Source organism: Bacillus sp. NTK034, assembly GCF_017303275.1.
GTDB lineage: Bacteria > Bacillota > Bacilli > Bacillales > Cytobacillaceae > Cytobacillus.
The window spans coordinates 461,378-473,760 of the sequence record NZ_JAFKOJ010000001.1; the positions used below are offsets into that span (position 1 = coordinate 461,378).

13 protein-coding genes are annotated in these 12,383 nt (G+C 40.3%); 10 read left to right on the forward strand and 3 right to left on the reverse strand.

Going from position 1 to position 12,383, the window contains the following annotated elements; genetic code table 11:
* Positions 1-75 precede the first annotated feature (75 nt).
* The 9 genes from JI665_RS02415 to JI665_RS02455 all read left to right on the forward strand — a co-directional run bounded on the left by JI665_RS02415 (position 76) and on the right by JI665_RS02455 (position 7,419).
* Positions 76-1,308 carry a 2,3-diketo-5-methylthiopentyl-1-phosphate enolase gene (locus tag JI665_RS02415; protein ID WP_206835793.1) on the forward strand — a complete coding sequence of 411 codons (1,233 nt, stop codon included), beginning with the start codon at positions 76-78 and terminating at the stop codon, positions 1,306-1,308.
* A complete protein-coding gene (locus JI665_RS02420; RefSeq protein WP_206835796.1) occupies positions 1,301-1,963 on the forward strand; it encodes a 2-hydroxy-3-keto-5-methylthiopentenyl-1-phosphate phosphatase in 663 nt (220 codons plus the stop codon). The genes JI665_RS02415 and JI665_RS02420 overlap by 8 nt, the downstream gene beginning before the upstream one ends.
* On the forward strand, positions 1,960-2,595 hold the full coding sequence (locus JI665_RS02425) for a methylthioribulose 1-phosphate dehydratase (RefSeq protein WP_206835803.1): 636 nt from the start codon (positions 1,960-1,962) through the stop codon (positions 2,593-2,595). The genes JI665_RS02420 and JI665_RS02425 overlap by 4 nt, the downstream gene beginning before the upstream one ends.
* Positions 2,596-2,656: 61 nt before the next feature.
* Positions 2,657-3,178 carry a 1,2-dihydroxy-3-keto-5-methylthiopentene dioxygenase gene (locus JI665_RS02430; RefSeq protein ID WP_206835806.1) on the forward strand — a complete coding sequence of 174 codons (522 nt, stop codon included), beginning with the start codon at positions 2,657-2,659 and terminating at the stop codon, positions 3,176-3,178.
* Positions 3,179-3,488: 310 nt separating this feature from the next.
* Positions 3,489-3,722 carry an aspartyl-phosphate phosphatase Spo0E family protein gene (locus JI665_RS02435; protein ID WP_206835809.1) on the forward strand — a complete coding sequence of 78 codons (234 nt, stop codon included), beginning with the start codon at positions 3,489-3,491 and terminating at the stop codon, positions 3,720-3,722.
* Positions 3,723-3,977: 255 nt separating this feature from the next.
* The gene (locus tag JI665_RS02440) at positions 3,978-4,796 is read left to right on the forward strand and encodes an electron transfer flavoprotein subunit beta/FixA family protein (protein WP_206835813.1); all 819 of its coding nucleotides are present in this window, start codon (positions 3,978-3,980) and stop codon (positions 4,794-4,796) included.
* 25 nt (positions 4,797-4,821) lie between these two features.
* Entirely contained in the window at positions 4,822-5,847 is a 1,026-nt protein-coding gene (locus tag JI665_RS02445) for an electron transfer flavoprotein subunit alpha/FixB family protein (RefSeq protein WP_206835816.1), read from the forward strand.
* Complete coding sequence (locus tag JI665_RS02450) at positions 5,840-7,135, forward strand: FAD-dependent oxidoreductase (RefSeq protein ID WP_206835819.1); 1,296 nt, start codon at positions 5,840-5,842, stop codon at positions 7,133-7,135. Before JI665_RS02445 ends, JI665_RS02450 begins: the two co-directional genes overlap by 8 nt.
* Entirely contained in the window at positions 7,135-7,419 is a 285-nt protein-coding gene (locus JI665_RS02455; protein WP_019381639.1) for a ferredoxin family protein, read from the forward strand. The genes JI665_RS02450 and JI665_RS02455 overlap by 1 nt, the downstream gene beginning before the upstream one ends.
* 440 nt (positions 7,420-7,859) lie before the next feature.
* Here the strand turns inward: JI665_RS02455 and JI665_RS02460 are convergent, their stop codons facing one another.
* Positions 7,860-8,180: a hypothetical protein gene (locus JI665_RS02460; RefSeq protein ID WP_206835823.1), complete on the reverse strand. Its 321-nt coding sequence runs from the start codon at positions 8,178-8,180 to the stop codon at positions 7,860-7,862.
* Positions 8,181-8,365: 185 nt separating this feature from the next.
* The gene (locus JI665_RS02465; RefSeq protein WP_206835826.1) at positions 8,366-9,601 is read right to left on the reverse strand and encodes an MFS transporter; all 1,236 of its coding nucleotides are present in this window, start codon (positions 9,599-9,601) and stop codon (positions 8,366-8,368) included.
* 145 nt (positions 9,602-9,746) lie between these two features.
* On the opposite strand from JI665_RS02465, the gene JI665_RS02470 reads away from it, so the two are divergent.
* Entirely contained in the window at positions 9,747-10,739 is a 993-nt protein-coding gene (locus JI665_RS02470; RefSeq protein WP_206835829.1) for a phosphotransferase enzyme family protein, read from the forward strand.
* Positions 10,740-10,775: 36 nt separating this feature from the next.
* On the opposite strand, the gene JI665_RS02475 is transcribed toward JI665_RS02470, so the two are convergent.
* Complete coding sequence (locus JI665_RS02475) at positions 10,776-12,275, reverse strand: PAS domain-containing sensor histidine kinase (RefSeq protein ID WP_206835832.1); 1,500 nt, start codon at positions 12,273-12,275, stop codon at positions 10,776-10,778.
* Positions 12,276-12,383 lie beyond the last annotated feature (108 nt).

Genomic DNA, 12,383 nt, shown 5'->3' on the forward strand with positions numbered 1-12,383 from the left:
GCTATGCTAACCTCTTCTTATTTGAAGAGGTTTTTTATTGTTCCCATTCTTTGATTTTTGAAAGGAAGAATATACATGAGTGAAATTATTGCAACGTATCTGATTCATGATGAAAAACATAACCCGGAGAAAAAGGCCGAGGAGATCGCTTTAGGGTTAACGGTCGGGTCATGGACCCATTTGCCCGAGCTTGAAAAACAGCAGCTGGAAAAGCATAAAGGCAGGGTCGTTGCTGTTGAAGTCCTTATTAAAGATGAAGAAAGAAAGGAAACAGCTGCAGTCATTAAGATTGCCTATCCCACTGTTAATTTCAGTCCGGATTTACCGGCAATATTAACAACAGTCTTTGGAAAGCTGTCATTGGACGGAAAGATTAAATTGTTAGATTTACAGTTTTCCAATGAACTTAAAAGCTTTTTCCCTGGGCCTCGATTCGGGATTGACGGACTGAGGGAAAAAGTGAATGTATATGGCAGACCCCTTCTAATGAGCATCTTCAAAGGGGTGCTGGGCAAAGACATGGATTTTTTAACTTCGCAGCTTAGGGAACAGGCCCTTGGCGGCATCGACCTTGTAAAAGATGATGAAATTCTATTTGAAAACCGCCTTACACCTTTTGAAGCCAGGATAACCGAAGGCAAAGAAGTGCTAAGGCAGGTTTATGAGGAAACAGGGCACCGTACCCTATATGCTGTAAATTTAACAGGCAGGTCTTTTGAATTAAAAGAAAAGGCAAGGAAGGCATCCAGACTTGGTGCAGACCTTCTTCTGTTTAATGTATTTTCTTATGGGCTCGATGTTTTGCAGTCATTAAGAGAAGATGAAGAGATTGGGCTGCCTATCATGGCACATCCTGCAGTTAGTGGAGCACTTTCTGCTTCAAATGTTTATGGGATTTCCTATCCTTTGCTTTTAGGGAAACTTCTCAGGTATGCAGGTGCAGACTTGTCTCTATTCCCTTCCCCTTATGGATCGGTTGCCCTTGAAAAAACTCAGGCATTATCAATTGGGGATGCCCTGACTAAGAATGATTTCTGCAAAAGAACCTTTCCGGTTCCATCAGCCGGCATCCATCCGGGTCTTGTGCCTCTTCTTTTCGAAGACTTCGGAATAGACAGTGTAATCAATGCCGGAGGCGGCGTACATGGGCATCCGGATGGGGCAAGAGGAGGCGGTTTGGCATTCCGCCAGGCAATTGATTTAATATTAAAGGGGGCTTCTTTAACAGATGCTCCATCAAACTTCCCTGAATTAAAAAAAGCGATTGATCTGTGGGGGTACAAAGAGGTGGCTGTCAAGAATGGCTAAAATAGCGGTTTTTTGTGATTTTGATGGAACTATTACCGAAAATGATAACATCATTCATATCATGAAGCACTTTGCTCCTTCCAGGTGGGAAGGGATAAAAAATCAAGTTCTGGCACAGGAAATTTCCATTCAGGAAGGAGTAGGAAAGATGTTTTCCCTTCTCCCAAGCAGTCTGAAAGATGAGATCACCGATTTCATCTTGGAAAATGCGAGAGTAAGAGAGGGATTTCAGCCATTTATCGATTATCTGGCAAAGGAAAATATACCGCTTTATATAGTCAGCGGAGGAATAGATTTTTTTGTGGCTCCTGTATTGGATAAGTATGGACCCTTTGAAGAGGTGTTCTGCAATAGTTCTGATTTTAGCTGCGATACAATTAAAATCTTATGGCCGCATAGCTGTGATGAGAATTGCGATAATAATTGCGGCTGCTGCAAGCCTTCCATTATGAGAAAACTGGAGGGTGAGGAAACCTTTAAAGTGGTGATCGGGGATTCAGTAACTGATCTGGAGGCTGCAAAACAGGCAGACTTTGTCATAGCAAGAGACCTGCTCCTGGAGAAAAGCAAAGAGATGAACCTAAATCATTGTGCCTTTGAATCGTTCTATGATTGCATTGAGCTTTTAAAAAGATTAAATGAGGTGAGGGTATGAGCAGACTTGAGGAAAAATGGAATGAGCTTGCAGATATTAAGGACGAGCTTGCAGAAAGGGACTGGTTTATGGGAACGAGCGGAAATCTGGCCATTAAGGTCAGCGGGCGTCCCCTTCAATTCCTCGTTACAGCAAGCGGAAAGGATAAAAGGAAACGAACTGATGAAGATTTTCTCCTTGTTGATGAATATGGACACCCGGCAGTGGAAACACATCTAAAGCCATCCGCTGAAACACTTCTGCATACTGAGATATATAGAAGAACAAAAGCTGAATGCAGTCTCCATGTACATACAATAGATAATAATGTCATCTCAGAAATTTATGGTGATCAGGAGGCAGTTACATTTAAAGGGCAGGAGCTGATTAAAGCATTTGATAAATGGGAGGAAGATGCTGTTCTTAGGATTCCGATTATTCCGAATCATGCACATATTCCCGCGCTGGCTAAGTGTTTTTCTTCCCATATACATGAAGATGCAGGTGCTGTTTTAATAAGAAATCATGGAATTACTGTATGGGGCAAAACCTCCTTTGAGGCTAAAAAGATCCTTGAGGCTTCAGAGTTTCTTTTCCGCTATCAGCTAAGGCTCCTGGAACATAAGCCCAATCAGCTATTTAAAGTAGTCTAGTACCCAAGCTTCTGTTCTAAAACATGCTAGAGAAAGATTTTAATAGAAAGGGTTGATTAGTTTGGCATATATTGTACTGAAAAATTCAAAAAAAGAAATCAGGAATCAGGAAGAGGTTGCAGCTTTTCTGGAAAAGCAGGAGGTTATCTATGAGCAATGGGCAATAGAGAAATTGCCTGAAAATCTGCAGGAAAAATATTTACTTTCCGATAATGAAAAACAAGAAATTTTGGCTGCATTTGCTGAAGAAATTAAAGATATTTCAGAAAGAAGAGGATATAAGGCACAGGATGTAATTTCGCTTTCAGAGAATACGCCGAATTTGGAGCAGCTTCTTCAAAATTTCCAGCAGGAACATCATCATACTGATGATGAGGTGAGATTTATTGTCAGCGGCCATGGAGTTTTTATTATACAAGGAAAAGATGGGGAATTCTTTGAAGTATTCCTGCATCCAGGCGATTTAATATCCGTACCTGAAAACATCCGCCATTATTTTACCCTCCAGGATGATCGAAAAGTAGTAGCCATCCGAATTTTTGTTTCTGCAGAAGGATGGGTGCCAATTTATGAAAAAAAGTAAGTCCATCAATAATTTGATGACCCATTGCCACCGGCATTGGGTTTTTATTTTCTCACTATAACAATTGGATATTTTTTACATGTTTTAGTCTGGCAAATTTTTTATCAAATCCCGTTGATGCCGCATGTGTAATTTAGCAGAATGTGTCGAAACCGCATGATGGCGAATTGAAATTGATGTCGATAAAAATAAGTTTGGAAAAAGATTGTCTAATATTGCGAATCTATTTACATTTATAGAAATTCTTGTAATAATGCTTCAAGTAGACACATTTATATCGGATAAAGGGATAGGAGTAGGAGGAAGAACGTTGCGCTATAAAAGAATACAGCTGCTGACTGAAATTCAGCAAAAAAGGGAAAAAATGATAGAAACAGCCAAGAAAAATGGAATGGCGAGCCAGGAAACTGTGCGCTGCAGCCAGGAACTTGATCAATTAATTTTTGAATATCAATGCGTCATTAAAAGAGAGAAGGAACAAAAGAAAAGAATGAGGATTTCCTTCCGGGAAATGATTCTCTCATGGAAGAAAGCAGTTGTCTAATATTAAAAAGCCGAGCATATATATTGAGCATATAATAAGGAAGCAAAAAAAAGGATCCATAATGGGTCCTTTTTTTTATTTGGGGAGCCTGCTTCCTCTTTTCTTGATATTGAGCAGCACATTTCTTATTAATTCCTTATTGCAGTACTATGCCTGTATCGAGAATCATATATCGTAATACAAAGCTTTTTTATAAATCTCTTAAAGCGAACAATACTCATACAAGTTTTAAGTTAAGAGGAGGGAAAGTAAAAAATGCACATAGTTGTGTGTGTCAAGCAAGTCCCAGATACAAAAATTATTAAAATCAATCCCAAGACTAATACTCTTGACCGGCGAAGTGCTCCTGCCATTTTAAACCCTTATGACGCCCATGCAGTGCAGGAAGCAGTGAAAATAACAAAGACCTTAGGAAAAGGCATTATTTCGGTTTTATCCATGGGGCCTCCACAGGCTGTTGCTGTTATTAAGAAAAGCATCGAAATTGGAGCAGACCGCGGTTTTTTAATCTCGGACCGTGCATTTGCCGGTGCAGATACACTCGCAACAAGCTATGCTCTTTCTAAAGCATTGGAACGCATTTCAAAAGATATGCCTGTGGATTTAATCATATGCGGAAAACATGCTATTGATGGAGATACCGGCCAGGTGGGACCAGGAATAGCAAGAAGGCTGGATATTCCGCCAGTTACAAAAATTATAGAGGTATCCGAATTTAATGAAGGTGAAAAAACGATCCTGATCAAAAGGAAAATTACGGACGGGTATGAATTGATACAAGCTCAAGTCCCTTGTCTGCTGACCGTTGAAAAAGAGATTAATAGCATAGAATACTCTCCTATGCCTAACATGATAAAAGCTGCCAGGTATGAGCCGGTTATCTGGTCTGTAAATGATCTCGAGGATGTGGATCGTACACAGCTCGGTTTGAAAGGGTCTCCTACGATAGTTGGAAAAATGTTTACCCCTCCTAAGCCGGAAGGCGGAAAGAGGCTTGAAGGGAATGCGGACGAACAGGTTAAGCAGCTGATGGAGCTTCTTAATGATAAGAAAGAGCTGTTTGTAAGCCGATAACAGAAATTATTAGGGGGTAATTTACATGATGGATGAGAACCGGGGAGTGTGGGTATTCATAGAACAAAATGATGGAAAAATTGAGGGGGTATCCCTTGAATTGCTCGGTGCAGGCAGGAAGCTGGCAGATAAGCTGGATGTGCCTCTTTCCGGTGTGCTGCTTGGTTATGAAATAATGCCTTTAAGTCAGGAGGTAATCGCTTATGGAGCTGATCAGGTATATGTAATAGACCATGAAGTAATGAAGGATTACCGGACAGAATCATATATGAAGGCAGTTATCAATCTTGCAGAAAAATATAAACCTGAAATATTTCTTTATGGGGCCACTTCCAATGGTAAAGATTTGGCCAGTGCTGTTGCTACAGATCTTAGCACAGGATTGACTGCAGATACAACCATGCTGGATGTCGAAGTGGATAAGAGGCTTCTTGAAGCAAGCCGCCCGGCGTTTGGGGGAAATATAATGGCAACCATCCTTTGTAAAAAGCACCGGCCGCAGATGGCTACTGTCCGGCCTAAGGTTATGAAAGCCATGGAGCCAGATCCAGATAGGCAGGGAGAGGTTATAAAAGAAGCGATTGCTCTAAGGGAAGATGACATGCGCACTAAGGTGATTAAAATTGTGAAAGATGTCACAAAAAAAGTGAATTTAGCAGATGCTCATGTTGTCGTTGCAGGCGGAAAAGGGATGGGTGATTTTCAAAACTTTCAGCTGATCCATGAGCTGGCTGAAGCAATTGGAGCAACCGTAGGGGGTACTAGGGATGTAGTGGAGGCTGGATGGCTGCCGCATGAACAGCAGGTAGGGCAGACCGGGGAAACTATTACACCAAAGGTCTATTTTGCTATTGGGATTTCAGGGGCAATTCAGCATGTCGTAGGCATGAAGAATTCAGAGTTCATTATTGCGATTAACAAAGATCCGGAAGCACCAATATTTGATGTAGCAACTTACGGAATCGTGGGTGATGCACTTGAAATTGTGCCGAAGCTAATTAAAGAGTTAAAGGAAGCAAGGGAAAGAGGGGGTGAAATGAGTTATGTCTGAAAAGTTTGATGTCATTGTGGTGGGGGCTGGGCCTGCAGGGACTTCCTGTGCATACACATGCGCCAAAAACGGTTTAAAAGTCCTGCAAATTGAAAGAGGAGAATATCCCGGCAGCAAAAATGTAATGGGTGGAGTTTTATACCGTAAGCAAATGGAGGAAATCATTCCGGAATTTTGGAAAGAAGCACCGCTGGAGAGGCCTGTCATAGAGCAGCGGTTTTGGATGATGGATAAAGAATCGACAGTGAGTTTTGGCTATAAAGGTCTTGAGTGGGGGAAGGAGCCATATAATAATTTTACAGTACTCCGGGCGCCATTTGACCAATGGTTTGCAAAAAAAGGGATTGAACAGGGAGTACTTTTAATAAATGAAACAGTCGTGCTTGAGTGTCTGACTGAAAATGGAAAAGTAGTTGGTGTAAGAACTGACCGGCCGGATGGTGAGGTGTATGCAGATGTGGTGGTTTTGGCAGATGGTGTAAATTCACTGCTGGCAAAACAGCTGGGCTACCATAAAGAATTTCGCCCTGATGAAGTGGCACTAACGGTAATGGAAGTCATTAATCTTTCAAAAGACAAAATTAATGACCGCTTTAACCTGGAAGACAACCAGGGCTGTACGATTGAAATATTTGGGGACTCTACGAAAGGCAATCTGGGAACTGCCTTTATTTACACCAATAAAGAGAGTATTAACATTGGTGTGGGAACCACACTGTCAAGCATGATTAAGGCAAAGCTTAAGCCTTATGACCTGCTGGATTATTTAAAAACACACCCTATGGTAAGACCTTTAATAGAAGGGGGAGAATCTGCTGAGTATCTGGCTCACTTGATTCCTGAGGGTGGCTACCATTCAGTGCCTAAAGTGGCCGGGGATGGTGTCCTTCTTGCAGGTGATGCTGCCCAGCTGGTTAATGCCATACATCGCGAAGGCTCCAATATGGCAATGGCTTCCGGAACGATGGCTGCAGAAACCATCATTGATGCCAAAAAACGGGGTGATTTTAGCGAAACAAGCTTGAATCAGTACAGGGAAACACTGTATCAAAGCTTTATTATTAAAGACCTGGAAAAATATAAAGATGCAACTCACACGTTTGAACACTATCCTCAGTATTTTAAGGAATATGTTCCAATGCTGAACAGGGCAGCAAGCAAATTCTTTACAGTTGATGGAACTCCTAAGAAAGATAAGCAAAAGGAAATTGTGAAGAGCTTCACCAGTGAGCGCGGGACCATTCGTGTGCTTCAAGACATGTACAGGGCATGGAAGGCGGTGAAATAATGTCAACAAAAACGATCGAAGAAAAGCAATATTTAGTTCGTTTTAAGGCAGACACCAAATCACATCTTACCGTATTGGATCATGATATCTGCATGACAAAATGCCCCGATAAAATATGCACTATTTTCTGTCCGGCTGAGGTGTACAAGTGGGAAGGATTGAGAATGCAGGTGGGTTATGAAGGATGCCATGAATGCGGCAGCTGCCGGATTGGATGCCCATATCAGAATATTAAATGGGAATACCCAAAAGGCGGCCATGGTATAGTATTCAGGCTTGCATAAGTAAACCCCTATTTCATACAAAAACCGGCCATATTTGGCCGGTTTGAAAAGGGGGGTAATGAAAAAGGTTTTATCTTTCGGTACATTTATATTATAGATTAGAAATATTAACAAAATGTTAACAACCTATATCAAAACTATTAATCCTGCAGTATGTTATTCTGTTTTTATTATAAATTACCGCGTTAAAGCTTTTAAGTAATAGTACTTTAGTATCTTAATTTTATAGGCAGGATCTGTTAAACTAAAAGTGGTCGGACTATTATAGTTGACCCCCTATAATCTTGGAGAGCTTAGAGATGTCTAGGCTCTTTTTTTTACAATGAATTATGAATTCAATTTTCTGAGGGTTTTGATTAAAAGTAGAAATTACCTATATGTATGTTATTTCACATTCGAGGGTAAAAAAAGAGTAACGCATAGGGGAATAAAATTTGAGGTTAGCTGATTCTCTCTTGTCTCTTTAAAAAATTGAACTGTGAGTTTTTTACATTGGCTTCAAGCTCTTTAGCATGTTCAAACGCTTTATGGATGCATTCGTACAGAGATGAAGAATATAGCGCCTTATTCCATGAAAAACTTCCTTCTGAATTGGACGGATATAGGGTTACTTTCCAGACGTAGAAATCATTTTCCTGTTCTTTAAGCTGTCCTTCCAGAGCGATTAGCCAATGGGTTTGCCCAGCCGTAAGGAATGGCTCAGCTGCCTTTGCTGGAATAAGGCATTTTTGATAAAAATCAAAGTAGTTTGGCAGGTGCATATTTAATCCCTCCTAACATTTTACAGGGTATTTAGCTGCACAAAGAGAGCTAATATCTTACCTTTATTATATGGCAAAAAAGGAGAAGATTGCACACAATTGTTAAAATTTTTAGAAAACTTTTAAAAAGAATCTGAAGAATCTGCAATCCTTTTGAAGAAGGAGGGGTGACCCCTCCTTTTTATCTATTTATTCCATTCTGAAACAGTTTCATCCGGCGGGAGCAATAATGTCAGCAAACCCAGTACGGGAAGAAAGCCGGTTAATATAATCATATTTATCAGACCAACAGTGTCAGCAATATAGCCCAGAGCAATTGAGCCTATTGCCCCCATACCAAAAGCCAGCCCCACTGTAAGTCCTGCCATAGTGCCGATTTTGCCCGGAACTAATTCCTGAGCGTATACTACCGTCACCGAAAAGCTTGACATCAGTATGAATCCGCTAGCCACGAGCATGACAAATGCAATTGGAGATGGAACGAAAGGAATCAGGATGGAAAGCGGAACAGTCAGGATCATGGACAGGAAAATAATCCTTTTCTTTCCAAACCGATCTGCAAGCGGCCCGCCAAAAAATGTGCCCAAAGCACCTGATACTAAAAATGCAAATAAGAAGAGCTGTGCCTGACTAATGGAGAAAGAATATTTTTCTATTGCATAAAAAGCGTAGAAATTTGTCATCCCGGAGATATACCATGAACGGGCAAATATCAAAAAGAGAACCAGGGTCAGTGCACGCCATACTTTTTTTGATATCTTTTTATTATTATGTCCACCAGCTAGTTTTTTAGCTCTGCCGGCAATTAGTTCTTCCTGAAGGCGTCCAGTATACCAAAATGCTATATAGATCAGCAGTCCGACTGCAATTGCAGCAACTGCAGTAAACCAGGCAGCTCCCATTTGACCGAGCGGAACTAGAATGAGCGCGGTAATGATAGGAGCAAGTGCCTGTCCTGTGTTTCCGCCGACTTGATAGATAGATTGAGCCAGACCTCTGCGCTGGCCAGCTGCCAAATAAGCAACCCTGGATCCTTCCGGGTGGAACACAGCTGAACCGAAACCAATCAATAATACCGATATAATAATCCATTTATAATCCGGGGCAAAGGCCAATCCTAATATGCCAAATAAAGTGAAAGTCAGGCCGATTGGCAAGGCGAAAGGGAACGGCTTTTTATCAGTGGCCATTCCAATAACCGGCTGCATGACAGATGACACGATATTCAGTGAAAAGGCAATCATTCCTAGCTGTGAGTATGAAAGCCCCATAGATTTTTCTAAAATGGGAAACATGGCTGGAATAACTGATTGTATAGAGTCATTCAATAGGTGGCAAAGGCCAATAATGAATAAGATTCGATAGGCCGTTTTCTGATGCGGCTCATATCTTGGGCTGATTGAAGCAGCGGTAGTACTCATGATATAGTCTCCTTTTTTCTGAACATTTCGCAAAGCTAAATATAGTTTACATTATTCATTAGTCTTTCAAAATAGTTATTTTGGAAATCTATTAAATATTATATAATTTACATTATTCAGATTATATAAAAGGGCAGGGGAGCTAATGGAAAATGCAGTTGATGCTTTAATGACGGACGATATTCTCAAAAATTTCCTTAGAATCTATTCTTTGAATATCGGGAATTATAAAAAGCTGGGTGACTTTGAAAACTATGTTTATGAGGTTCATAAAGATGGAATTGTATATATTTTGAGGATAACCCACTCATCTCACCGCATGCTGGAGGAGCTTCTATCAGAAGCAGACTGGATGAATTACCTGAAATCGAAGGATTTAAAGGTTTCAGAAGTTTTTCCATCACAGAATGGGAATATGGTTGAGAGGTTAACAGCCGAGGACGGTTCTGCCTTTTATGCCAGCCTGTTTTCAAAAGCAGAGGGAAAACCAATAAGTGTTCGGGCACGCGAATTCAATCAGGAGTTATTTCAAGCATGGGGAAGAGCGGTGGGGAAAATGCACGCAGCCACAAAATCATATGTTCCATCAGCTGGAATTTTACCGCGAATGCAATGGGATGAAGAAGAACTGCTTTTAGTGGAGAAATATATACCGGCAGAAGATCAATTGGTCATTAAGCATACAAAGGATTTATTGAATCTGCTTCAAAATTTGCCGAAAAATATAAACAGTTTTGGCCTTATTCATACGGATCTTCATTCGGGAAACTTTTTTTATGATGGGAAAGATATTCATGTATTTGATTTTGATGACTGCTGCCATCATTGGTTTGCATCTGATATAGCGATTCCGCTGTATTACTCACTTTTATATAAGTTCAAAGAGGCGGATACAGCAGAAATGAAAATATTTGGTAAACATTTCCTGGACGCGTTTTTGGTTGGCTATCAGCTGGAAAATGAAATTCCTGATGGTTTGGAAAGGCAGCTGCCCTTATTTCTGAGGCTGAGAGATATCACACTTTATTCCGTCCTTCATAAAAAAATTGCTCCTGAAGACAGGAATTCGCAGCTATTATTTATGATGGAGACGATAAAGAAAAGAATAGAGAGAAATGATCCTATCTATCCGATTTAAAAAAGAAGGTGCCCGTCAGTGTGCACCTTCCTTTTTTTATGCGTTTTTAATAGGAAGAAAAATATCTACATGCGTTCCTTTAGTTTCTTTGCTTGTAATAAATATTTCACCGCCGAAAGAGTGCAGAATGCGTCTGCAGACCACGAGGCCAAGGCCCGTGCCCATTTCCTTTGAAGTGTAAAATGGATGGAAAATTTTTTCAATCTCATTTTCAGGGATTCCTGAGCCTGTGTCCGCAATCTTAAGCTGACACTTGGAATGCATTTTATTTAGCTTGATTGTCAGCTTTCCTCCACCCTCCATCGATTCAAAAGCGTTTTTCGTTAAATTCAGGACAACCTGCTTCATCTGGTCTTTCGTACAATCGACCATGACAGGTTCATCTGAAAGAGCAGATTCAAAAGTGACATTGTGTAAATTAGCTTCGGAGCGTATCAAGGGTTCTAATTCCTTTATGATATTTCTCAAATCCAACGTTTCCATCTTTTGAGCTGCAGGTTTACCCAGTATTAAAAATTCACTTACAATTTCATTAATTCTGCTTATCTCATCATTAATAACTGAAAAGTAATACTGGTCATGTGTATTCGTATATTTTTCACTTAATAGCTGTATAAGGCCTTTTATTCCTGTTAAAGGGTTCCTGATTTCATGGGCAGTGCTGGCAGCAAGAGTACCCACCAGTTCCAGCTTTTGGAGCTCATTTTCCTTTTTTTCCTCTTCATTCTGCTTTTTAAGCCTTAAATACTTAATAAAGAGAAATAGAATATGGCTTATAATCATTAACACAAGGATAGCCTTAAAAGCATCTTTGGCAATTTCCAGCATATCTCTTGGCGGCAATTCTACTTTTACACTCCAGGGAAGCCTGTCAATTGGAATTGAAATGCTATTATGCCTGGAAAACGATGAGTCACCATTCATGTTGATGTCCATAATCGTTTCCCTTTCTGAATTAAGGACAGAAAGCCGTGCTTCAGGAGTAAGAAGTCTCATAATATTTTGTACGTAATCCACCCTCATATGTGCCACAATAATAGAGATTACCTCTCCATTGTCGTTGAATACGGGCTTTCCTATCCCAACTACTGTTTGCCCATTGGTGAGGGTTTCAGGTGAGTTAGAGATAACAATATCTTTCGTGCGTGAAACCTCATTTAGATATTTCTTTTTAGATAAATCGGAGTTCGCTAAAAATTGATTTGACCCTGTAAGAACCTTTCCGCTGGGATCAAGAAGGTAAATCCCGCCATATCGCGGATCCAGCTGATTGGCTTTTTGGAGCAGAGGCTCCAGTTTATCAGATGGCGTGTCAGCACTTCCTGCAGTCAGTGATAACATCTCAAGTGTGGTCACAGTTTCAGATATAAACTGATCCCAGCTCCTTTGGTGTATGGAGCCAATCCATTTTGCTTCTTCCAGTCTTTTTTCATCGTTTTGATTAACAGAGTCCATAACGAAAAAGATGCTGCCGGCCAAAGTGGGAATAATTACTGCGATTAAATATAGTAGTAAATTTCGTTTTCGACTATTCATCAGGTTAACTCCAGCATAATTAGGTTGATTTGTTCTTATCTAAGTGACATTATCAATATTATACCATTTTGTGTTAAAAGTGGTTTTTTTCTTTCAAAGGAATGATAT